Below are 24108 nucleotides of genomic sequence, written 5' to 3' on the forward strand. Positions count from 1 at the left end.
TGACTCATTCATAGCTTTATGGTACAATTGATAACAGAAATGAGGTAGCAATGGTTAAAGCAATTATTTTTGATATGGATGGCGTCTTGTTTGATACTGAAAATTTCTATTTGAAACGCCGCGAGATTTTCTTAGGAACAAAAGGAATTTCAATCTCACATATTGATGCTAAGGAGTTTATCGGTGGACGCTTAGAAGAAGTTTGGAAAAAGTTTTTAAAGCGTTATCACCTAGATTTTGATGTTAAGGAATTAAGAGCAGAGTACTCTGATTACAAACGCCAACACAAGGCACCTTATGCTGACTTAATTTTTCCAGAAGTCAAAAAAGTTCTAGCTCAACTTGCTGATATGGGCATTGTCATGGGGCTGGCTTCCAATTCAGAATTATCTGATATTGAACTCGCTCTGGAAAGTTCAGGAATAGATTCTTATTTTTCAGTGGTCTTGTCTGGCGGTGATTTTGTTAAGGCTAAACCAGACCCTGCTATCTACAATACTGCCTATGAGAAACTAGGATTCGATAAATCTGAAATTCTCATTGTTGAAGACAGTGAAAAAGGGATTGCTGCCGGTAAAGCATCAGGAATGCAAGTAATCGCTATTAAAGATAATATCTTTGGCATTGATCAGTCCCAGGCTGATAAGATTGTTGATGACTTGAGAGATGTAGTTGACTTAATTAAAGAATAATCAATGACAGGACTGGAGATTTTCTCACAGTCTTTTGTCATGTTTGATACCAAATGTCATAGTCTGTAACAGCAATGACTTGCGGCTTTTACAAAATTTCCGTAAAATAGCAATATGGATATTAAGGCAGAAATTCAGCAACTTGCCAAAGAAATTGGCATTTCAAAAATTGGTTTTACCACAGCCGACGACTTTTCTTATTTGGAAAAATCGCTTCGCTTAGGTGTTGAAGAAGGCAGAACAACAGGTTTTGAACACAAGGTTATTGAGGAAAGAATCCATCCAAAATTATCCTTGGAATCCGCTAAAACCATCATTTCTATCGCTGTAGCCTATCCGCATAAATTACCCGTCAAAGCACCCAAAACAAATTATAAAAGAGGGAAAATCACTCCCAATTCTTGGGGACTTGATTACCACCATGTCTTGCAAGATAAGCTAAATCGCCTAGCCCAAGGCATTGAAAAATTAACTGAGAACTTTGAGTATAAGGGCATGGTTGATACAGGTGCTCTTGTTGACACAGCAGTTGCTAGACGAGCAGGTATCGGCTTTATCGGCAAGAATGGCTTGGTCATTTCTAAGGAATTTGGTTCTTACATGTTCTTGGGTGAGTTGATTACTAATTTAGACATTGAACCTGATCAGCCGGTTGATTATGATTGCGGGGACTGTCGCAGGTGTTTAGATGCTTGCCCAACCTCATGTTTGATTGGTGATGGTACCATGAATGCAAGACGTTGCCTGTCCTTCCAAACCCAAGACAAGGGCATGATGGACATGGAGTTCCGCAAGAAAATCAAGACCGTCATCTATGGCTGTGATATCTGCCAGATTTCTTGTCCTTACAATAAGGGAATAAACAATCCTTTGGCTACAGACATTGACCCAGAATTGGCTGAGCCAGAACTGATTCCTTTTCTTGAATTATCTAACAAATCCTTCAAGGAACAGTTTGGTATGATTGCAGGATCTTGGCGCGGAAAAAATATCTTACAGCGCAATGCCATTATCGCACTAGCAAACAGTCATGATAGAAGTGCAGTGGTAAAACTCATGGAAATCATTGATAAGAATAACAATCCCATTCATACAGCGACAGCTATCTGGGCGCTGGGTGAGATTGTCAAAAAGCCTGAAGAAACGATGCTAGACTTTATGCGCAGCCTTAATCCAAAAGAGGAAGAAAGTCAAAAAGAACTTGCTCTAGTACGCGCAAAATGGCAAATTTAAGGGCTTTGTGGTAGAATAAGACGAAACTAGATTTTAAGATTGGAGTAATCTCATGGAAGTGGCTGAAATCCGCCAAAAAATAGTAGAAAATCAAGAGAAGTTGACTAGCTTCAGGAGGTCTCTTTGACTTAGATCGTTTGGAGGAGGAGATTGCTCTTCTCGAAAACCGAATGACTGAGCCAGATTTCTGGAATGATAACATTGCGGCCCAGAAAACGTCGCAAGAATTGAACGAACTTAAACAAAAATTTGAAACCTTCCATAACATGCAGGAGCTGTCTGAAGAGACGGAGCTTTATTTGGAAATGTTAGAGGAAGATGAATCGGTTCACGATGACTTGGTTGAGAGTCTTGAAAAACTTGATAAGATCATGACAAGTTATGAAATGACTCTGCTCTTGTCAGAACCTTATGACCACAACAATGCGATTTTGGAAATTCACCCAGGATCGGGTGGTACTGAAGCTCAAGACTGGGCAGATATGCTTTTCCGTATGTATACACGTTACGGAAATGCCAAAGGTTTCAAAGTTGAAACCCTTGATTATCAAGCAGGTGATGAAGCAGGTATAAAATCTGTTACCCTTTCTTTTGAAGGACCAAATGCATACGGTCTTCTCAAATCAGAAATGGGTGTTCACCGCTTGGTGCGTATCTCGCCGTTTGACTCAGCTAAACGTCGTCATACCTCATTCACATCAGTTGAGGTCATGCCAGAATTGGATGATACCATTGAAGTAGATATCCGTGATGATGATATTAAAATGGACACCTTCCGTTCAGGTGGTGCCGGTGGACAGAACGTCAACAAGGTGTCAACCGGTGTGCGTTTGACCCACATTCCAACAGGAATTGTTGTTGCGTCCACTGTTGACCGTACACAGTATGGTAACCGTGACCGCGCTATGAAGATGTTGCAGGCTAAGCTCTACCAAATGGAACAAGAGAAAAAAGCAGAAGAAGTTAATGCTCTCAAAGGTGATAAGAAAGAAATCACTTGGGGAAGTCAAATTCGTTCTTACGTCTTCACACCTTATACAATGGTAAAAGATCATCGCACTAGCTATGAAGTAGCCCAAGTTGATAAGGTCATGGATGGGGATATTGATGGCTTCATCGATGCTTATCTCAAATGGCGTATTGACTAAAATTCTAGTATTGTGACCAAAAGTCACACCTAGTAAAAAACATCAAGAAGAACTCAAGTACATAGACTGGGGTCTTCTTTCAAACTAAAGAGAGGATTAGAGCAGAGAGTTCGAATAGGAATAGAACTCGAGCTAAAGGCTGCTTTAAACTTTTGTGCTCAAGAAACATGGTTAGAATTATTGTGTTTCTTTCAAACTAAAGAGAGGATTAGAGCACGGGCTAAATGCTTGGAATTTAGATAGGACACTGTCGAAATCAAGATTTCGAGTGTCCTCCTAAAATTCAGTCGCATTTAAACGCCCTTTGCATCATAAATTATGGCTTTAATTGAAATGAAGGATGGTACGAAGAAGTATCGTCGATCTACGACTGCCTTGAGGGATATGACAGTTTCTGTTAATCAAGGTGAGTTTGTTTATCTTGTTGGTCCTTCTGGGGCTGGTAAGTCTACTTTTATCAAATTACTCTATCGTGAAGAAAAACTCTCAAGTGGTAGCTTGCGTGTTGGTGAGTATGATTTGAATAAACTAAAGAAGCGTGAAGTTCCGCTTTTACGCCGTTCAGTAGGTGTTGTTTTCCAAGACTATAAATTGCTTCCTCGCAAAACTGTTTTTGAAAATGTAGCCTATGCCATGGAAGTTATTGGTGAAAAACGTCGTAATATTAAAAAACGTGTACCAGAAGTGCTAGATCTTGTTGGTCTTAAACATAAAATGCGTTCATTCCCAGATCAACTATCTGGTGGTGAACAGCAACGTGTTGCAATTGCGCGTGCTATTGTCAATAGTCCGAAATTACTTATTGCGGATGAACCGACAGGAAACCTTGACCCAGAAAACTCTTGGGAAATCATGCATTTATTGGAACGTATTAACCTTCAAGGGACAACTGTCCTAATGGCGACACATAACAGTCAAATCGTTAATGTCTTGCGCCATCGCGTTATTGCCATTGAAGATGGGCGTATTGTCCGAGATGAAGAGAAAGGAGAATACGGATACGATGATTAGATATTTTTTCCGTCATCAATGGGAAGCAATGAAAAGTCTGAAACGTAATTTTTGGATGACATTTGCTTCAATCAGTACGGTGACATTGACCTTAACACTACTAGGAATCTTTGCTGCAGTTCTTTTAAATACAGAACGCCTTGCAGCTGGTATTGAAAATAACATTCGTATTAATGTTTATCTTGATGTCGATTCTACTGATAATCAGGAAACTGTTAAAGACGAATCTGGTAAAGAGATTCCAAATGAAAAGTATCAGCTAGTTAAGAAATCTATTGAAGAGTTAAAAGGTGTTTCATCAGTTACCTTTTCAAGCAAAGATGAGCAGTTAACGAAATTGCAAGAAACTGCGGGTGATGAATGGAAGCTATTTGATGGCGATTCAAATCCCTTGCAAGATGTTTACGTTGTAGAAGCTGACACACCAAGTGATGTTAAGAAAGCTGCTAAAGCTATTGAAAAATTGGATGGTGTAGAATCTGTCAATTATGGTGGTTCTGACTCAGATAACTTATTCAAAATGGCAAAAATTATTCGAACTTGGGGTCTTATCGGGACTGCAATGTTGATTTTTGTGGCGATTTTCTTGATTTCAAATACTATTCGTATCACCATCATTTCTCGTCGACGTGACATTGAAATCATGCGTTTGGTTGGAGCGAAAAATTCCTATATCCGCGGACCATTTTTCTATGAAGGATCTTGGGTTGGATTGTTAGGTTCGCTTGTTCCAGCAGCTCTTGTTTATATTATCTATACCTATGTATATTCAGAATTTAACATGCAGCTTGAGGTACAAGGCTTATCATTATATCCAGATAAAGTATTTGTACCAGCTATGATTGGTGGACTGCTCGTCATTGGTGTCGTTATTGGTTCAATTGGATCAGTACTGTCAATGAGACGTTATTTGAAATTTTAAATACTAAACTAACTTAAGGCTAAAATTTCTGTGGTTAATAGAAATTTTGGTCTTTTTTTTGTTGAAAAAAATCCTAAGTTATTGCAGTAGATGCAAAACACTTAGGATTTCTTTTATTCTTATGCTTGACCATTTAGAAAATTGAGCACTATCTGGCTAATTTCCTGATTTTGTTCATGACTTGTTAGACTAGCTTTGCCGTCGTGTGATTGTTGTCCATAATCACCGAAGCCACCATGATTTCCACCTTCAATCGAACGGTATTGCGTTGATTCAGGTAATCTTTTTTTGGCATTCTCATAATTTCGCCACTTTAATACTTTGTCATTGGTAGCAGTAATAGAAAGTACTCTCAGTTTGTCTGAGGATAAGTCTGTCTTTTCAGAAGGATAGCTTGCCAAAAGGATAAGTCCTTGGATTTTTGAAGATTTTTCAGCATTTAGACTGGCAACCACCCCACCAAGAGAATGACCAGCAAGATAAACATTGTCAAGATTCTCTTTCTCAATGATATTAAGAGCTTTTTGTTGAGCCAAGATTGGCAAATTCAATGGAGCTTTAAGGATATACACATCGTAGCCATCTTGAGAAAGGTTGGAAGCTATGGAAGCATAGCTACTTTCCTCAACTAGAGCCCCTTGATAAAAGAGGATGTTACCTTTCCTTTCTCCATAGGCTTTGAAATAGAGGTAATCTTTTGTTTGATTTGCTGTTTGGGAAATAGCTTGCGCTTGTTCGCTAGCTTGGTATGTCTTGGTGTGAAGAACTGTTCCAATTATCAGAATCAGTGCAAGGCAGAGCGTTAGAAAATAGCGACCTATTTTTTTAATTTTATTTGTCATATTAATGGAAGAATGGATTGAAATTTTTCTCATGACCAATAGTTGTTGACCAACCATGGCCTGGATAGACTGTATAGTGATTTGGCAGAGTAAAGAGATTCTCGCGAATGCCAGAAATCAAATCATCAAAATTGCTTGTTGGCAGGTCTGTGCGCCCAACGCTTTCTCTAAAGAGAGCATCTCCTGTGATAACTAACTCTTCTGACGGAAAGATGAATGAAACTCCACCCCAAGAATGACCGGGAGTTTTAACTACTTTAAACTGAAAACCGTCTAAATCATAGGCTTCATCATATTGAAAAACTTCTTCGGCGGGTTTCATAATGACATCATCCATGTCATCATGACGAGATAGACCAGATAGATTCATCTCAGGTGTATATAACCAAGATGCTTCTTTATCTGATACATAGACAGGAGGGTTGTTAAAACGAGCTCGAACCAAATCCAAACTCATGATGTGATCGTAGTGTGTATGTGTCAAAAGGATAGCCACAACAGGTTTATTCAATTCCTTTATTTTAGCTACAATTGCATCTCCCTCACTTCCAGGGTCCACGACAATAATGCCATTATCCTTGATTAACAAGTATGTGTTTTCACGTGCAACGTGATTTAATAAACGTAATATTTCCATAGAACTAGTTTATCAAATTTTTAGGATAATGGTAATCATAAACTATCTGCTTTTAAAATATAAAGAAAACATGAATAAGAAAGAAATTTTCAGAATTAATCATTATTTTCAGAATATTATGCTAGAAATTAGAAGTTTTTTATGCTAAACTGTAAGAAATAGAAGGAATGAGGAGACAATTATGTCTAGAAAAATGAATTTTGTAATGATTTCACCGCATTTCCCAGCCAACTTTGAAACATTTGCTGTTCGTTTACATGAAGCAGGTTTTAACACATTGGGAATTGCAGATACACCATATCATGAACTATCTGAAGGCTTGCGCAACAATTTAACAGAATACTATAAAGTAGATGATATGGAAGATTACGATCAAGTCTATCGTGCGGTAGCTTACTTTGCCCACAAGTATGGTCGTATCGACCGCATCGAGTCACACAATGAATACTGGTTGGAGTTGGATGCTAAATTACGTACGGACTTTAATGTCTTTGGTTATAAAAATGAAGACATGCTCTCTATCAAGACAAAACGTCAAATGAAGGAAATCTTCCGTGACCATGGCTTGAAAGTAGCAGCGGGGGATGTTTTCCATTCTGACGATGAAGCTCGTAAATTAGCTAAAAAACTTAAATTCCCAGTAATCATTAAACCAAACTCAGGTGTTGGTGCTTCTGATACTTATAAAATCAAGTCTAAAGAAGAGCTCGAAGACTTCTTTGGATATAAAACTGAAGGTGTTGAGTACATCATGGAAGAGTTTATTGATGGCGATATTGTCACTTTTGACGGTTTAACTGACCATGAAGGAAACATCGTCTTCTACTCAAGTCTTGAATACTCAGAAGCTGTCCTTGATACTGTTGAAAAAGACGGGGATATGTTCTACTATGTTCCTCGTGAAATTTCAGATGAATTGGTTAAACTTGGTAAAGTCTGTGTTGAGGCCTTCAATGTTAAAGAACGTTTCTTCCACTTTGAATTCTTCCGTGTTAAAAAGACTAAAGAACTCATGGCCCTTGAAGTTAACTGCCGTCCGCCAGGTGGTTTGACAATTGATATGTGGAATTATTCAAACGACTTTGATGTCTTCCGTGAGTATGCAAACATCGTTAGAGATAACCTTTTTGAAGCAGAAATTTTGCGCCCCTACAATGTTGTCTATATTTCACGTAAAGCTAACCAAAATTATGTTAATAGCCTTGATGCAGTTTGGGAACATTTTGGAGATAAAATTATTTCTATCCAATCTGTACCTGGTGTATTTGCTAAAATCATGGGTGAAAATGGTATCCTCGCACGTACACAGACAATGGAAGAAATGCGTGAGCTAGTTAAATTTGCTCAGGCAAAGAACTAAAGAGTGTTATAGTCAATGAATTAGCTTTGAGACAAGGAACAGAGGCGAAGACAGTACTGGAGTACGGCAAGCCGATAGTGACGATATATCAAAGCTAATTCAAATGACTAAAGTAGCCTTGTTTTCATTGATACTAGTCACAGATTTAGGAAGATTTTAGAGAAAGGTTAGGAAGGTTTAAAGAGAGATAGGAACTTCGTTCTTACTATCGCAGATTGAAGTCTCTTGATAAACTTGAAAAAAATAAGATATGAAATTTGAAAGAAGAAGTCACTGGTCAGGCGAGCTTGGTCAGGAAATGTATTTTAATGTTTACGGTCATGCTGGTAAGCCAGTAATTGTTTTTCCATCTTCAGGTGGTAGCCAAAATGAATATGGTGATTTTGGTATGATTGAGGCCTGTAAAGACTTTATCGACCGTGGTATGGTAAAATTTTATACACCAGATTCTTATGATAAAGAGTCTTGGTTGAGCGAGTGGAAGAGTGGTCATGATATGGCGCTTGCTCACGAGGCATATGATCGCTACATTGTTAACGAGCTCGTACCTCTTATTCGTTATGAATCAAACTGGCAAGGTGGCATGATGGCTACAGGATGTTCAATGGGAGCTTTCCACACGGTTAATTTTGCTCTTCGCCATCCAGATTTATTTGATGTATCAGTCGCACTTTCAGGTGTTTATGATGCTCGTTTCTTTACTGGTGATTATTATGGTGATCCCGTTGTTTACTACAATTCTCCAATTGATTTTCTTTGGAACCAAGGGGATTCATGGTTCTTGGATCGCTATCGTCAAAACCGCTTTATCGTGGCTGTTGGTCAAGGTGCCTGGGAAGGTCCCCACATTGCGGATACTATTCGCTTGAAAGAAGCTTTTGAAGCGAAATCAATCCCAGGATGGTTTGATTTCTGGGGTGATGATGTTGCACATGATTGGGATTGGTGGCGTGTCCAAATGCCATTCTTCCTCGGTAAACTGGAAGAAGAAGGTCGTATCTAAGACTGTCATATTTAAGGAGTCAGGTATTATACTTGACTCTTTTTTCTGTGAGCCCTATTTCAAAGTATTCAGTAGTAAATGGTAGGTATATAAAAGTAGTACAGTTGTGGCGAATTGAAATTCTGTTTCATAAAATTCTCTTTTCTGTGATATAATAGTGTTATGGATATTTGGGTAGCCTTTGGTCGCTATGCTAAAGTTGAAACAGAATGTATGTTATTGCGCCCTTTTTCATTTGATGATAGCGATGATTTTTATGAGATAACTTCTAATCCTGATAACTTGACTTATATTTTTCCAAGTCAGGCTAGTCAGGAGGAAAGTGATTTTCTTTTAGTGCATTATTTTTTAAAGGAACCACTAGGTGTTTGGGCTATTGAAGATAAGAATAGCGGAAAGATGATTGGTTCAATTCGCTTTGAGAATATTGACTTATCTGCTAAAACGGCTGAAATTGGATATTTTTTACATCGTTCATTTTGGCAGCAGGGCTTGATGACAGAATGTCTAAAAACAATCACTTTTATGGCATTTCAAGTTTTTGGTTTCAAACAGCTCAGCATTATTGCTCATAAGGAAAATGTGGCAAGTCAGAAAGTAGCTATGAAGTCTGGTTATAGCTTGAAGCGCCGATTTAAAGGGAGCGACCGTTATACCCGAAAAATGAGAGAATATGTGGCCTATCAGATGACAGTCATGGAGTATCGTTATGAGTAAGCATCAGGAAATTTTAAATTATTTGGAAAATTTAGCGGTTGGAAAACGCGTCAGTGTTCGCAGTATTTCTAATCATTTAAAAGTCAGCGATGGGACGGCCTATCGTGCCATTAAGGAAGCTGAGAATCGTGGGATTGTTGAGACTCGACCTCGTAGCGGTACTGTTCGCGTAGAGCAAAAAGCTAAGGTGCGTATTGATAAGCTTACTTATGCTGAAATTGCACGTATCAGTGATTCTGAGGTGTTAGCTGGTCAAGCTGGTTTGGGACATGAATTCAGTAAATTTTCTATCGGAGCCATGACGCGTCAGAATATCAGCCGTTATCTGGTTAAAGGTGGCTTGCTGATTGTCGGTGACCGTGAAAATATTCAGTTATTGGCTTTGGAAAATCATAATGCTATCTTGGTGACAGGTGGTTTTCCTGTGTCAAACCGGGTGATTAGAATGGCTGATAGTCAAGGAATACCGGTTATGGTTACTCATTATGATACCTTTACAGTTGCGACTATGATTAACCATGCCCTCTCAAATGTCCGCATTAAAACAGATTTGAAGACTGTTGATCAAGTTTACCAAAATCTGTTTGATTATGGTTTTTTACGAGATGTGGCTACGGTAAAAGATTTTCATAATCTGATTAAGCAAAGTAAAAATGTTCGTTTCCCAGTCATTGATGGGGAAAACAAGTTGGTCGGGTTGGTCAGTATGCGTGATGTCGTCGGACACGAAGCACACACTGTACTCAAAGATGTCATGACGGTAAATCCCATCATTGCCAAACCTAATATGAGTCTTGCTAATATCAGTCAAAAAATGATTTTTGAAGACTTAAACATGCTACCTGTTGTTAATGACGATCTGACAGTGGTGGGTGTCATCACCCGTCGACAAGCTATGGAAAATATGCCAAACTTCCAGCACAATAATCTTTATACTTATAGTGACCAAATGCTGTCGAATTTGAGGGTAGAAGATGGTCAGTTTCAATTCATCGTGGAACCAGCTATGATTGATCAGGCAGGGAGTCTTGCACAGGGTGTACTAACTGAGTTTCTTAAGGAAATCTGTCTACGTGTCTTGACGAAAAAGAACCAAAAGAATATCATAATAGAACAGATGATGATATACTTTTTGCAGGCTGTCCAAATTGATGATTGCCTGACAATTAAACCTAAAATCATCACAGAGAGCCGAAAGAGCTCAACATTAGACTTTGAAGTCTATTTAGAAAATCAAATTGTTGCAAAAGCAATTGTGACAACAAAAATTAATTAATGGGGCATTGCCCATCGAAGGAGAAATTTAGATACATGATTACTTTAAAATCAGCGCGTGAAATTGAAGCTATGGATCGTGCAGGAGATTTCCTTGCAAGCATTCATATTGGTTTACGTGACCTTATTAAACCAGGTGTTGACATGTGGGAGGTTGAAGAATACGTTCGCCGTCGTTGTAAAGAAGCAAACGTTCTCCCTTTGCAAATTGGTGTGGATGGGCATATTATGGACTATCCCTATGCAACTTGTTGTGGTTTGAATGATGAAGTAGCGCATGCTTTTCCGCGTCATTATATTTTAAAAGAAGGCGATTTGCTAAAAGTTGATATGGTTTTGTCTGAGCCACTTGATAAATCAGTGGTTGATGTATCAAAATTAGACTTTAACAATGTTGCTTTGATGAAAAAATATACAGAACCTTACCAAGGTGGCCTTGCTGATTCATGTTGGGCTTATGCAGTTGGTGAAGTTTCAGAAGAAGTTAAAAACCTTATGGACGTCACAAAAGAAGCTATGTATATTGGTATTGAGAAAGCTGTCATTGGTAACCGTATTGGTGACATTGGTGCAGCAATTCAAGAATATGCTGAAAGTCGCGGATATGGTGTCGTTCGTGATTTAGTAGGACACGGCGTTGGTCCAACAATGCATGAAGAACCAATGGTTCCTAACTATGGTACAGCAGGACGTGGTTTGCGTCTTCGTGAAGGAATGGTTCTTACTATTGAACCAATGATTAATACAGGAACATGGGAAATTGATACAGACATGAAAACTGGCTGGGCACATAAAACCCTTGACGGTGGACTTTCTTGTCAATATGAACATCAATTTGTCATCACCAAAGATGGTCCAGTTATCTTGACCAGCCAAGGAGAAGAAAGAACATATTAAGATGAATCGTAAGCGACTGCTAGATAAGCTCTGGGAAAAATTAGAATGGCCGCCATTGCAGGTCTACCTCAAACATTATCGCAGTGCGGAGGTGGATTTATCTGCCATAGCGGTCGCCTATTACCTCTTATTGACCGCCTTTCCTTTAATTGTTATCGCGGCAAATATCTTTCCCTACTTTAATATCAACATTACAGATTTACTAGCATTAATGAAGCAAAATCTGCCTTCGAATATCTATAAATCGGTATCCGCAATCACAATAAATATTTTCTCCAAACCCTCAAGTTCGATATTGGGAGTGGCTACATTGACAGGGCTGTGGACAATGACTAAATCATTGACCTCCCTTCAAAAAGCTATTAATAAAGCATATGGTGTTTCACAACATAGGGATTTTGTGATTGGTCGCTTGGTTGGAGTTCTGGCTAGCCTCCTAATCCTCTTCCTTTTGACCTTTGTTTTGCTCTTTTCGACTTTTTCAAAAGCTGCGCTACAAGTTCTCAATGCTCGTTATGATTTGAGTGATACCATTTCAGATATTGTCCTGAATCTCGCTCAACCAGTAACGATACTTACCATTGTTGGCGGTTTGATGGTACTTTACTTTATTCTGCCAAATGTTCGTATAAAAAGGCTGCGCTATATTTTGCCAGGTACTATCTTTACTGCAGTAGTCATCGTCTTTTTAAATAGCATGTTTAGCAATTACATTATGCGAAATTTTGAACGCATGGTTGACTTGAAAACCTTTGGTTCGGTGGTCATCTTTGTACTGATGGTTTGGTTTATTTTCCTTGCACACATTTTGATTTTCGGTGCTGTTTTCAATGCAACATATCAAGAATTAAAACTTGGAAAATTAGAAAGTCGACGAGGAGATGTCCTTTCGATTATTCAAAATCGTAAACAACACAGTCATACACATCATAAAACAAAAAAATGAGCGTTATTTTCTAAGCGTTCATTTTTTGTGATACTCTTTTAAAATCAAAATGATAGACGTCAGTTTCGACTTGCCCTACCCTAGTACTGCCTTGGTCTCGCTTCCTCATCTGACTTTGATTTTATTTGAGTTTGACTTGGAAAGTGTTGATATTTTTGCTATAATAGGAAAGTTGTTTCGAGCAACCCTTGGTACTTGTATTCTTGAGAGGATGAAAAACTTTTAAGGATAAATTCCCCTTTGACCAAGCATATTATAGGTGATAACAATCACTAAAGAGGAGTCTAAATGAAAAATTTTACTGTACGCGACTTTGTTCAAGTTGCACTAGTTGCAGCACTCTACATTGTTTTGACAATTACACCACCACTTAATGCAATAAGTTATGGTGCTTATCAATTTCGAGTGTCTGAAATGCTTAACTTCACCGCCTTCTACAACCGTAAGTATATCATTGGTTTAACACTGGGCTGTATGATTTCTAATTTCTACAGTTTTGGTTTGGTGGATGTTATCGTTGGTGGCGGATCAACCTTGGTCTTCGTAACGCTAGGTGTTATCCTGTTTGACTGTTTCAAGAAAGATTATTTGTTTAATGGTTTGTTTAACAAAGCATTCTTTTATTTCTCTTTCTTCTTTGCAGCATCAATGGTAACCGTTGCTATCGAATTGTATTTCTTTGGTTCACCATTCTGGCTCACATGGTTCACAACAGCAGTTGGCGAATTAGCTTCACTTTTAATCGGTGCCCTTATTATGGATAAGTTGGGCAAGCGTATTGATTTGACCAAATAAAAAAACAAAAGTTGAGTTCAATAGATAAAAACTCCTAACCCTGAAAGCATCATTGATGCAAAGGCTAGGAGTTTTTGTGTACTTGTTGACGAAAGGTGATTAATCTTCTAGAGAGAATCATACTCTGCAAATTTTTCTATTTAAATGGAAGTTATTTACAATTTAAATAATTAAACTCTTAGTAAGAGAGGGTTTAATTAAAGTATTTGCATCAGTCAAGTTGCTAGTCTTGTACCATTTTTTAAACTTCTCGTCATTGAAAACATTTACACTAGTTTCAGCTCTGCCTTTTTCAAAAAAATGTGGTATAATTCAAAAGTTAGAAACAAATTTTTATATAAACGAGGAAACAATGACAAATTTAAGAAATGATATCCGCAACGTAGCCATCATCGCCCACGTTGACCACGGTAAAACAACCCTTGTTGACGAACTCTTGAAACAATCTCATACACTTGATGAACGTAAAGAGCTTCAAGAGCGCGCTATGGACTCGAACGATATTGAAAAAGAGCGTGGGATTACTATCCTTGCTAAAAATACTGCGGTTGCCTACAATGGTACTCGTATCAATATCATGGACACACCAGGTCACGCGGACTTCGGTGGAGAAGTAGAACGTATCATGAAAATGGTTGATGGGGTTGTCCTTGTCGTAGATGCTTACGAAGGAACAATGCCACAAACACGTTTCGTATTGAAAAAAGCTTTGGAACAAAACTTAGTTCCAATCGTAGTTGTTAATAAAATTGACAAACCTTCAGCGCGTCCAGAAGAAGTTGTGGATGAAGTTCTTGAACTTTTCATCGAACTTGGTGCTGACGATGATCAATTGGAATTCCCAGTAGTTTATGCATCAGCTATCAACGGAACATCTTCACTTTCAGATGATCCAGCTGATCAAGAACACACAATGGCCCCAATCTTCGATACAATCATCGAGCATATTCCAGCACCAGTTGATAATTCAGATGAGCCTCTTCAATTCCAAGTGTCACTTCTTGACTACAATGATTTCGTTGGACGTATTGGTATCGGGCGTGTCTTCCGCGGAACGGTTAAAGTTGGTGACCAAGTTACACTTTCAAAACTTGATGGCACAACTAAAAACTTCCGTGTTACAAAACTTTTCGGTTTCTTTGGTCTTGAACGTAAAGAAATCCAAGAAGCTAAAGCTGGTGACTTGATCGCTGTTTCAGGTATGGAAGATATCTTCGTTGGTGAAACAATCACACCAACTGATTGTATCGAACCATTACCAATTCTTCGTATTGATGAGCCTACACTTCAAATGACTTTCTTGGCTAACAATTCACCATTTGCAGGTCGTGAAGGGAAACACGTAACATCACGTAAAGTTGAAGAGCGTTTGCTTACTGAACTTCAAACTGACGTATCTCTTCGTGTTGAAGCAACTGATTCACCAGATAAATGGACTGTTTCAGGTCGTGGTGAACTTCACTTGTCAATCCTTATCGAAACAATGCGTCGTGAAGGATATGAGCTCCAAGTATCTCGTCCAGAAGTTATCATCAAAGAAATTGATGGCGTGAAAATGGAACCATTCGAACGTGTTCAAATCGATACACCAGAAGAATACCAAGGTGCTGTTATCCAATCCCTTTCAGAACGTAAAGGTGAAATACTTGATATGCAAGCAACTGGTAACGGACAAACACGTCTTATCTTCTTGGCTCCAGCCCGTGGTCTTATCGGATACCCAACTGAGTTCCTTTCAATGACACGTGGTTACGGTATCATGAACCATACCTTCGACCAATACCTTCCAGTTATCAATGCTGAAATCGGCGGACGTCACCGTGGTGCCCTTGTATCAATCGATACTGGTAAGGCAACAACTTATTCAATCATGTCAATTGAAGAACGTGGTACAATCTTCGTTAACCCAGGTACTGAAGTTTATGAAGGAATGATTATCGGTGAAAACTCACGTGAAAATGACTTGACAGTTAACATCACTAAAGCTAAACAAATGACAAACGTTCGTTCAGCTACTAAAGACCAAACTGCAGTTATCAAAACACCGCGTATTTTGACACTTGAAGAATCACTTGAATTCCTTAATGATGATGAGTACATGGAAGTAACACCAGAATCAATTCGCTTGCGTAAACAAATTCTTGATAAGAATCAACGTGCTAAAGCAGCTAAGAAGAAAAAACTTGGTGATGCTTAAACAGCATACTTAAAAGTGGTGCAATCAGGCCATGCAGAGAGTATCTAATTAAATTCAAGAGAAAGGAGTGCCATGTTTTATTTAATCATAGCCATCTTATTAGCCTTGTATTATTTCTTTATGGCACCTAAAACGGTTAGAAATACTCTAAATGCTATTGTTTTAGTAGGAGTAGTAGCAGTTCTCTTGGTTTTAGCAGCAATGAGCTTTATAAAAATCATGCAATCTCCACCTGAAATTTTTGTGGTGATAGGAATGATTATTTTGGCTTACTTTGCTATACGGGACATTCTCAATATGCCTGATAGACCCTCAAAAAAATAAGTAGTGAAGCCAGACTAGATTATAGTCTGGTTTTTAAATTTCTTATTGTACTCAAAAAATTAAAATCAGACAAGGTAAGCTAAAAAAGCATAACTGGAGGTTGGCAAGGAGGCTTAACAATGTATCATAATATGAGTCATTATCTTACCGCATTGTCCTATCATTCAAAAATAGAAAGATTATAAGCTCTACAAAAAGTGAAAGTGCAGCAAAATGGCTCCAACCTTGAAAAAGGGGGTGAATAAATGTACAATAGAAGCAAGCTAGAAAATTAGAAAATGGACTTGTTATGAAATCAATAAAACAATTTGAAAATAAAAAAGTTTTGGTACTTGGTTTAGCTCGTTCAGGCGAGGCAGCAGCCCGTCTGTTGGTGAAATTAGGTGCCATTGTAACTGTAAATGATGGTAAACCTTTTGATGAGAATCCAGCTGCACAAGCTCTACTTGAAGAGGGCGTGAAAGTTGTTTGCGGCAGTCACCCAATTGAACTTTTAGATGAAAATTTTGAATTAATGGTAAAAAATCCAGGGATTCGTTATGATAACCCAATGGTAGCCAAAGCACTTGAAAAAGGGATTCCAGTCTTAACAGAAGTTGAATTAGCTTATCTAGTTTCTGATGCTCCAATTATTGGTATCACAGGATCAAATGGTAAAACAACAACTACAACAATGATTGCGGATGTCTTTAATAATAGCGGTAAATCGGGTCTCTTATCTGGTAATATTGGTTTTCCAGCTTCAGAAGTCGTTCAAACTGCAACTGACAAAGATGTTCTAGTCATGGAATTATCCTCATTTCAATTGATGGGAGTTGATCAATTCTGCCCTCGCATTGCAGTTATAACTAACCTCATGCCAACTCACATTGATTATCATGGTTCATTTGAAGAATATGTTGCAGCGAAATGGAATATCCAAAACAAAATGACTGCAGAAGACTTTGTTGTTCTTAACTACAATCAAGACATCTCAAAAGAACTCTCAGAAAAAACTAATGCGACGGTTGTTCCATTTTCGACAAGTGAAAAAGTAGATGGCGCTTATCTTGATAATAATGTTCTCTACTTTAAAGAAGAAGCTATCATGGCTGCTGATGAAATTGGTGTTCCTGGGACACATAATGTTGAGAATGCTCTGGCAACTATTGCTGTTGCTAAGTTATCAGGAATTTCAAATACTGTAATCAAAGAAACCCTTTCTCACTTTGGAGGAGTAAAGTACCGCCTGCAATCTCTTGGTGAAGTTAATGGTGTTAAGTTTTACAACGACTCAAAATCAACCAATATCTTGGCTACTCAAAAAGCATTATCAGGTTTTGACAATAGCAAAGTGACCCTAATTGCCGGCGGTCTTGACCGAGGAAATGAGTTTGATGAACTTGTACCGGATATTCAAGGTCTAAAAGCTATGGTTATTCTTGGAGAATCAGCTCCGCGTGTTATTCGTGCAGCAGAGAAAGCTGGAGTACCTTACATAGAAGCTGAAGACGTTGCGGATGCAACCCGTTTGGCTTTTGAGAATAGCACAGCAGGAGATGTTGTTCTTCTCAGCCCAGCCAATGCTAGCTGGGACATGTATAAGAACTTTGAAGTGCGTGGCGATGAATTTATTGCTACATTTGAAGCATTGAGAGGGTAACTATGGCTACTAAAAAGAAAAGAATTGTCTTTACAGGTGGCGGTACAGTAGGACATGTGACACTTAATCTCATTTTGATTCCACGTTTTATCAAAGATGGCTGGGAAGTTCACTATATTGGTGATAAACACGGTATTGAGCATGAACAAATTGAAAAGTTAGGACTAGACGTTTCTTTCCATTCAATTGCAACAGGTAAGCTACGTCGATATTTCTCATGGCAGAACATGCTGGATGTTTTTAAAGTTGGTTTTGGTATCCTCCAATCTATGGTAATCATAGCAAAAATCCGTCCTCAAGCCCTCTTTTCCAAAGGAGGTTTTGTGTCGGTACCGCCAGTTATTGCTGCAAAAACACTTGGCGTTCCTGTTTTTGTTCATGAGTCAGATTTATCAATGGGATTAGCCAATAAAATTGCCTATAAGTTTGCAACTACCATGTACACGACTTTTGAGCAAGCTCACGGTCTTGTAAAAGCGAAACATATCGGGGCCATTACTAAAGTTGGTAGTCCATCGGATTTTGATCAAAATCAAATTGATAAGATAAAAGAAGCGTTTGACCCTGAATTAAAAACTCTCCTTTTTATTGGTGGATCAGCAGGCGCGCGTGTTTTCAATGATTTTATTAGCAATTCTTCTGAATTAGTCCAACATTTCAACGTTATTAATATCTCTGGTGATAAGTCACTTAATACGCTTTCTAAAAATTTGTACCGCGTTGACTATGTGACAGACCTTTATCAGCCTCTTTTGGATATGACAGATGTTGTCATCACGCGTGGTGGATCAAATACGATTTTTGAGTTGTTAGCCATGCACAAATTGCACTTGATTGTTCCACTTGGCAAAGAAGCAAGTCGTGGAGATCAGTTGGAAAATGCGGATTACTTTGAGAAGAAGGGCTATGCTCGACAGTTACAGGAACCTGATTTAACTTTTGAAAACTTAACTAGAGAAGTCGCTCTGCTATTGTCCCAAAAAGAACAATATGAAGGGGCTATGGCAAATTCAACTGAAATCAAGTCGCAAGACGAATTCTATGACTTGTTGACTGCAGAAATTGCCAGAGTGGTAAAAGGAAAGTAGATGGCAAAACAAAAAGATAAAGAAAAACATGAAACTGCTGAACTGACAGAATGGCAGAAGCGAAATATTGAATTTCTGAAAAAGAAAAAAGAGGAAGAAGCGGAGAAGCAACGACAACAAGCAAAGCTAAAGGCAGAGCGCAAGGAACAAATGAAAGCCCAGCCAGAAAAAGATAATGAAGATACTGCTGAAGCCGAAAGTTCTGAAGAAGTTGCAGAAGTGGTTACAGAAAGCTCACTAAAGAATGAGGACTTGAAAGAAGATAAGCCAGATAAAAAGTTGCTTAAAAAAGAAAAGTCGAAGAAACTCAGCCCTCATCAGAAAGTTATTAGACGTGCAACCCCTATTTTGGTTATTTCTAGCCTTGTTCTTTTAGTGTCATTGTTTGTTGTATCCCCTCTCAGCAAAAGGAAACAGGTGACTGTTACAGGTTATAAAAATGCTTTGGAATATGACCTTCTAACACAATCAGAAATAAAAGATTCAGACTATATATTTAGTTTAATTTTCAATCATGGCGATTATGAAAAAGCTGTTACAGATGCCAATGTTTGGGTGAAAAATGCAAGGCTCTTGTATGAATTTCCGAATCATTTTACTTTGAAAGTCACGGAATATGACATTGTTGCTTATGCACAATCTGCTAATGGTTACCAACCAATTCTTGCTAATGGTCAGCGAGTTGAAACAGTCAACGCTTCTGAGTTACCAGAACATTTCATTTCTGTTAATTTATCTGATGAAAAGATGCAAAAAACCTTTATAGACAGTCTTTCTAAATTGGATAAAGATTTGGTTGCACAAATTCAAACTGTCAGTTTGGCCGACTCTTCAACAACGGCAGATCTCTTACTTTTGTCAATGATTAATGGACATACGGTGCGAGTTCCTTTGTCAGAGATTGAGAAAAAATTACCTTATTATATGAAAATTAAAGATAATTTAGCAGAGGATAGTATTGTTGACATGGAGGTGGGTATATATACAACTACACCAACTATTGAAGCAGAGATCCAAGAGGAAAAGTCAGAAGCTAAAAAAGCAGAAGAAGCCAACAAAAAGAATGCTGAGGAAGATGATACAGATGTCGATTCAACCGAAGACCAGACTGAGGCTGAAAATAACCAAACTGTCTCTGAAAATGCTGACATAGCCCCGGCTGAGGAAGGAACGGAAGAGGTCTCTTCTGAAGTGACAACAACAGACCAATAACAGACTTAATTAGTGTTCGGAAATGAGAGAAATTAAGATTAAGTTTCTATAACAAAAAACGTAAAATGATAACATTTTACGTTTTTTTATGATATAATATTTTCTGAATAATTCTGTCTTGAGGCAGATGTTAGTATAGTAAATGATTGGAAAGATAGTGAGGTCGAGTGAATGGCTAGAAATGGCTTTTTTACAGGATTAGATATAGGAACTAGCTCGATTAAGGTTCTAGTTGCAGAGTTTGTTTCAGGTGAGATGAACGTTATTGGTGTCAGTAATGTCCCAAGTACAGGAGTGAAAGACGGGATTATTGTTGATATCGAAGCTGCTGCAGAAGCGATTAAATCAGCAGTAAAGCAGGCTGAAGAAAAAGCCGGAATTACGATTGATAAAGTAAATGTAGGATTACCAGCTAACCTACTTCAAATTGAACCAACACAAGGAATGATACCAGTTCCAAGTGAATCAAAAGAAATTAAGGATGAGGATGTTGATAGTGTTGTCAAGTCTGCTTTGACAAAGAGTATCACACCTGAACGTGAAGTTATTTCATTGGTACCAGAAGAATTCATCGTAGATGGTTTTCAAGGTATTCGCGATCCTCGCGGAATGATGGGGATTCGTTTGGAAATGCGTGGCTTGATTTACACAGGCCCAAGCACAATCCTCCACAACCTACGTAAAACAGTTGAACGTGCAGGTATCGTCGTTGAAAACATCGTAATCTCACCATTGGCAATGACAAAATCAGTTCTTAATGAAGGTGAACGTGAATTTGGTGCTACTGTCATTGATATGGGTGGCGGTCAAACTACCGTTGCTTCAATGCGAGCACAGGAGTTACAGTACACTAATATTTATCCAGAAGGTGGAGAATACATCACTAAGGATATTTCAAAAGTATTGAAAACGTCAATGCAAATTGCAGAGGCTTTGAAGTTTAACTTCGGACGTGCTGATTTGGAAGAAGCAAGCCGTTCTGAAACTGTTAAAGTTGATGTAGTCGGCAGCGATCAGCCAATTGATGTTTCAGAATATTATTTAGCTGAAATTATTTCAGCTCGTATTAAACACATTTTAGAACGTGTGAAACAAGATTTAGAACGTGGCCGCTTGCTTGATTTACCTGGTGGTATCATTCTAATTGGTGGTGGTGCAATCATGCCAGGTGTGGTAGAACTTGCACAAGAAATCTTTGGCACTAAAGTTAAACTTTACGTTCCAAATCAGGTCGGTATCCGCAATCCAATGTTTGCTAATGTTATCAGTATTGTTGAATACGTAGGAATGATGTCTGAAGTAGATGTGATTTCACAACGTGCAGTTTCTGGTGAGGAATTGCTAAGACGCAAACCAGTTGAATTTGGTATGGTTAAGGAACGTGTAGTGCCAATGTTTAACGAAAAAGTTGAACAGCCTGTGGTACCAGCACAAAACTTCCAAGAGCAAAATCAACCAGTTTACAATCCAGAACCAAAAGAACAAAAGCCAAAATTAGGTGAACGTGTTCGTGGTATTTTAGGAAGTATGTTTGACTAAAAATAAGTGAGGAATTAAAATGGTATTTTCATTTGATGCAGCATCAGTTTCAGGTGCAGTGATTAAAGTTATCGGTGTCGGTGGAGGCGGCGGTAATGCCATCAATCGTATGATTGATGAAGGTGTTTCAGGCGTTGAATTTATTGCTGCAAACACAGATATTCAGGCTTTAAGCTCTTCAAAAGCAGAAACTGTTATTCAACTTGGTCCAAAATTGACTCGTGGACTTGGTGCCGGAGGTCAGCCTGAGGTTGGTCGTAAGGCTGCTGAAGAGAGTGAAGAAGTCCTTACAGAAGCTCTTGAAGGTGCAGATATGGTCTTCATTACTGCCGGTATGGGAGGAGGATCAGGTACTGGTGCTGCTCCAGTTATTGCTCGAATTGCTAAAAGCCTAGGTGCTTTAACAGTTGCAGTAGTTACTCGCCCATTTGGTTTTGAAGGTAACAAACGTGGCAACTTTGCCGCAGAAGGTATCCAAGAACTTCGTGAACAAGTTGATACCTTGTTGATTATTTCAAATAATAATCTTCTTGAAATTGTTGATAAAAAGACTCCGCTTCTTGAAGCACTTAGTGAAGCAGATAATGTACTTCGCCAAGGTGTTCAAGGGATTACAGATCTTATCACTAGCCCAGGACTTATCAACCTTGACTTTGCTGATGTGAAAACAGTTATGGCCAATAAGGGTAATGCTCTTATGGGAATTGGTATTGGATCTGGTGAAGAGCGTATTGTTGAAGCAGCTCGTAAAGCAATTTACTCTCCACTTCTTGAAACTACAATTGATGGTGCAGAAGATGTTATCGTCAACGTAACTGGTGGTATGGATATGACTTTGACAGAGGCAGAAGAAGCATCATCTATCGTTGCACAAGCTGCAGGTCAAGGTGTAAACATCTGGCTTGGTACATCTATTGATATGGACATGAAGGATGAAATTCGTGTAACAGTTGTTGCTACAGGTGTTCGTCAAGACCGTTCTGATCAAGTTGCAGGATTTACATCAAGCCAACGTACATATACACAATCAAATGCACAACAAGCTGCAGGTGCACAGTATGCACAGTTTGCTTCTCAACAGCCTGCTCAAGCTGGCTTTGATCGTCGCCAAAACTTTGATATGGCAGAAAACCATGAAATGCCAACAACTCAACCAACACAACCACAACGTGGTCAACAAGGTAATGCATTTGGCAACTGGGACTTGCGTCGTGACAATATTGCTCGACCAGCAGAAGGTGAGTTGGATAGCAAATTGACAATGTCAACATTCTCTGGAACAGATGAAGTTGATGATGAATTAGAAACACCACCATTCTTTAAAAATCGTTAAAATTTAAAATGGATTTACAAAAAAATAAAGATCAGGTTTTTGCGGAAGTTGAAAAAGCAACTTCCCTAGCTGGTCGACCACAAGAAAGTGTTACTATTTTAGCGGTAACAAAATATGCTGATGCAGATATTGCTGGAAAACTAGTTGAAACCGGTATTAAGCACATTGCTGAAAATAGAGTGGATAAGTTTCTTGATAAATATCAAAGATTAAAAGATAGGAATTTAACCTGGCACTTAATTGGAAGCTTGCAGCGACGCAAAGTCAAGGATGTTATTAACTTTGTTGATTATTTCCATGCATTAGACTCAGTCAAGTTAGCTTCAGAAATTCAAAAACGCGCTGAACATCCGATTAAATGTTTCCTTCAAGTTAACATTTCGGGTGAAGAAAGTAAGCATGGCTTTACAGCCGAAGAAGCTTTTGAAGCGATTGAGCAGATACGCGAATTTGATAAGATTGAACTTGTTGGTTTGATGACAATGGCTCCGCTTCACGCTGATGATGAAGAGTTGACTACTGTTTTCAGAAAGACAAACGAACTAAGACATCAGTTGCAAGCAAAAGAATATCCCAATATGCCGATGACAGAATTAAGCATGGGAATGAGTGGTGATTTTAAAATCGCTATCAATGAAGGTGCCACTTTCGTCAGAATTGGCTCATCATTCTTCATAGATTAGGAGGAACAAATGGCCTTTAAAGATAAATTTGAAAAATTGGTTTCATATTTTGATACAGATGAAGTTAGCGATGTTGAAGAAACTGAGTTAGACCAATCACCTGTGAAACCACAACCTGCTTCTCAGCAAGCTCCTTTGCAGCCAAAACGCCCTAACAATCCGGTTTCACAACCAGTAAGACCAAGTCAACAACCAGCTCAAAGACAACAAGCTCCGATACATGCAGTAAAACCGACTGATGAACCTGCACCTGTACGACCTACAAATCAGGCAAATCTACGTAGAGATAATTATCAACCTGCTGCACGTACAGAGCAAACAACCATTGCCTTGAAATATCCTCGTAAATATGAAGATGCTCAAGAAATTGTTGACCTGCTCATTGTCAATGAATGTGTTTTGATTGATTTTCAATATATGTTAGACGCACAAGCAAGACGTTGTCTGGATTTCATTGATGGTGCAAGTAAAGTTTTGTATGGAAAATTACAAAAAGTTGGTACCTCTATGTTCCTTTTGACACCATCTAATGTGACTGTTGATATTGAGGAATTAAATCATCAGCATTCAAGACAAGACCTTGGTTTTGATTTTGATATGAAGAGACGTTAA

At 38.5% G+C, this 24108-nt stretch carries 23 protein-coding genes and 1 riboswitch; of the genes, 21 read left to right on the forward strand and 2 right to left on the reverse strand.

The features are described 5' to 3' along the window. The first annotated feature begins 50 nt into the window (after positions 1-50). The 5 genes from F601_RS0109970 to ftsX all read left to right on the forward strand — a co-directional run bounded on the left by F601_RS0109970 (position 51) and on the right by ftsX (position 5006). On the forward strand, positions 51-692 hold the full coding sequence (locus F601_RS0109970) for an HAD family hydrolase (protein ID WP_018165539.1): 642 nt from the start codon (positions 51-53) through the stop codon (positions 690-692). 114 nt (positions 693-806) lie between these two features. Beyond that, the gene (queG, locus tag F601_RS0109975; protein WP_018165540.1) at positions 807-1925 is read left to right on the forward strand and encodes a tRNA epoxyqueuosine(34) reductase QueG; all 1119 of its coding nucleotides are present in this window, start codon (positions 807-809) and stop codon (positions 1923-1925) included. A gap of 52 nt (positions 1926-1977) precedes the next feature. After that, positions 1978-3073, forward strand: a protein-coding gene (gene prfB, locus F601_RS0109980) for a peptide chain release factor 2 (protein ID WP_141768111.1) whose coding sequence is annotated in 2 segments (ribosomal slippage) — positions 1978-2049 and positions 2051-3073 — 1095 coding nt in all. Because the reading frame shifts where the segments join, the coding sequence is not laid out codon by codon here. Positions 3074-3391: 318 nt separating this feature from the next. Continuing rightward, the gene (gene ftsE / locus F601_RS0109985) at positions 3392-4084 is read left to right on the forward strand and encodes a cell division ATP-binding protein FtsE (protein ID WP_026183186.1); all 693 of its coding nucleotides are present in this window, start codon (positions 3392-3394) and stop codon (positions 4082-4084) included. Beyond that, positions 4077-5006 (forward strand): permease-like cell division protein FtsX, encoded by a 930-nt coding sequence (gene ftsX / locus F601_RS0109990; RefSeq protein ID WP_018165543.1) that lies wholly within the window; start codon positions 4077-4079, stop codon positions 5004-5006. The genes ftsE and ftsX overlap by 8 nt, the downstream gene beginning before the upstream one ends. Positions 5007-5125: 119 nt before the next feature. Here ftsX and F601_RS0109995 read toward each other — a convergent pair whose 3' ends face one another. Together F601_RS0109995 and F601_RS0110000 are read right to left on the reverse strand one after the other, a co-directional pair. Then, positions 5126-5848 carry an alpha/beta hydrolase gene (locus F601_RS0109995; protein WP_018165544.1) on the reverse strand — a complete coding sequence of 241 codons (723 nt, stop codon included), beginning with the start codon at positions 5846-5848 and terminating at the stop codon, positions 5126-5128. A gap of 1 nt (position 5849) precedes the next feature. After that, positions 5850-6485 carry an MBL fold metallo-hydrolase gene (locus F601_RS0110000; RefSeq protein ID WP_026183187.1) on the reverse strand — a complete coding sequence of 212 codons (636 nt, stop codon included), beginning with the start codon at positions 6483-6485 and terminating at the stop codon, positions 5850-5852. A 181-nt stretch (positions 6486-6666) separates the two neighbouring features. On the opposite strand from F601_RS0110000, the gene F601_RS0110005 reads away from it, so the two are divergent. From F601_RS0110005 to F601_RS0110080, 16 genes are all read left to right on the forward strand, one after another. Next, the gene (locus F601_RS0110005) at positions 6667-7845 is read left to right on the forward strand and encodes an ATP-grasp domain-containing protein (RefSeq protein WP_018165546.1); all 1179 of its coding nucleotides are present in this window, start codon (positions 6667-6669) and stop codon (positions 7843-7845) included. 250 nt (positions 7846-8095) lie between these two features. Then, entirely contained in the window at positions 8096-8848 is a 753-nt protein-coding gene (locus tag F601_RS0110010; protein ID WP_018165547.1) for an esterase family protein, read from the forward strand. Positions 8849-9010: 162 nt separating this feature from the next. After that, positions 9011-9565, forward strand: a complete 555-nt coding sequence (locus F601_RS0110015; protein WP_018165548.1) for a GNAT family N-acetyltransferase — start codon at positions 9011-9013, stop codon at positions 9563-9565. After that, on the forward strand, positions 9558-10841 hold the full coding sequence (spxR, locus tag F601_RS0110020; RefSeq protein ID WP_018165549.1) for a CBS-HotDog domain-containing transcription factor SpxR: 1284 nt from the start codon (positions 9558-9560) through the stop codon (positions 10839-10841). The genes F601_RS0110015 and spxR overlap by 8 nt, the downstream gene beginning before the upstream one ends. Before the next feature lie 35 nt (positions 10842-10876). Next, positions 10877-11737 carry a methionyl aminopeptidase gene (locus tag F601_RS0110025; RefSeq protein WP_018165550.1) on the forward strand — a complete coding sequence of 287 codons (861 nt, stop codon included), beginning with the start codon at positions 10877-10879 and terminating at the stop codon, positions 11735-11737. 1 nt (position 11738) lies between these two features. Continuing rightward, positions 11739-12683 (forward strand): YihY/virulence factor BrkB family protein, encoded by a 945-nt coding sequence (locus tag F601_RS0110030; RefSeq protein ID WP_018165551.1) that lies wholly within the window; start codon positions 11739-11741, stop codon positions 12681-12683. A 154-nt stretch (positions 12684-12837) separates the two neighbouring features. Beyond that, positions 12838-12974: riboswitch (PreQ1 riboswitch) on the forward strand. Beyond that, entirely contained in the window at positions 12972-13478 is a 507-nt protein-coding gene (locus tag F601_RS0110035) for a QueT transporter family protein (RefSeq protein WP_018165552.1), read from the forward strand. It overlaps the preceding riboswitch by 3 nt. A gap of 352 nt (positions 13479-13830) precedes the next feature. Then, positions 13831-15675: a translational GTPase TypA gene (gene typA, locus F601_RS0110040; RefSeq protein ID WP_018165553.1), complete on the forward strand. Its 1845-nt coding sequence runs from the start codon at positions 13831-13833 to the stop codon at positions 15673-15675. Between the two features lie 72 nt (positions 15676-15747). Beyond that, positions 15748-15999 carry a DUF3165 family protein gene (locus F601_RS0110045; protein WP_018165554.1) on the forward strand — a complete coding sequence of 84 codons (252 nt, stop codon included), beginning with the start codon at positions 15748-15750 and terminating at the stop codon, positions 15997-15999. Positions 16000-16288: 289 nt separating this feature from the next. Beyond that, positions 16289-17641: a UDP-N-acetylmuramoyl-L-alanine--D-glutamate ligase gene (gene murD, locus F601_RS0110050; protein WP_018165555.1), complete on the forward strand. Its 1353-nt coding sequence runs from the start codon at positions 16289-16291 to the stop codon at positions 17639-17641. A gap of 2 nt (positions 17642-17643) precedes the next feature. Continuing rightward, the gene (locus F601_RS0110055) at positions 17644-18729 is read left to right on the forward strand and encodes a UDP-N-acetylglucosamine--N-acetylmuramyl-(pentapeptide) pyrophosphoryl-undecaprenol N-acetylglucosamine transferase (protein ID WP_018165556.1); all 1086 of its coding nucleotides are present in this window, start codon (positions 17644-17646) and stop codon (positions 18727-18729) included. Beyond that, a complete protein-coding gene (locus tag F601_RS0110060) occupies positions 18730-19941 on the forward strand; it encodes a cell division protein FtsQ/DivIB (RefSeq protein WP_018165557.1) in 1212 nt (403 codons plus the stop codon). It abuts the gene before it with no gap. Positions 19942-20112: 171 nt separating this feature from the next. Beyond that, positions 20113-21480, forward strand: a complete 1368-nt coding sequence (ftsA, locus tag F601_RS0110065; RefSeq protein ID WP_018165558.1) for a cell division protein FtsA — start codon at positions 20113-20115, stop codon at positions 21478-21480. 19 nt (positions 21481-21499) lie between these two features. Then, on the forward strand, positions 21500-22813 hold the full coding sequence (ftsZ, locus tag F601_RS0110070) for a cell division protein FtsZ (RefSeq protein ID WP_018165559.1): 1314 nt from the start codon (positions 21500-21502) through the stop codon (positions 22811-22813). A gap of 8 nt (positions 22814-22821) precedes the next feature. Further along, a complete protein-coding gene (locus F601_RS0110075; protein ID WP_018165560.1) occupies positions 22822-23496 on the forward strand; it encodes a YggS family pyridoxal phosphate-dependent enzyme in 675 nt (224 codons plus the stop codon). Between the two features lie 9 nt (positions 23497-23505). Next, positions 23506-24108: a cell division protein SepF gene (locus F601_RS0110080; protein ID WP_018165561.1), complete on the forward strand. Its 603-nt coding sequence runs from the start codon at positions 23506-23508 to the stop codon at positions 24106-24108.

The organism is Streptococcus henryi DSM 19005, from assembly GCF_000376985.1.
Classification (GTDB): domain Bacteria; phylum Bacillota; class Bacilli; order Lactobacillales; family Streptococcaceae; genus Streptococcus; species Streptococcus henryi.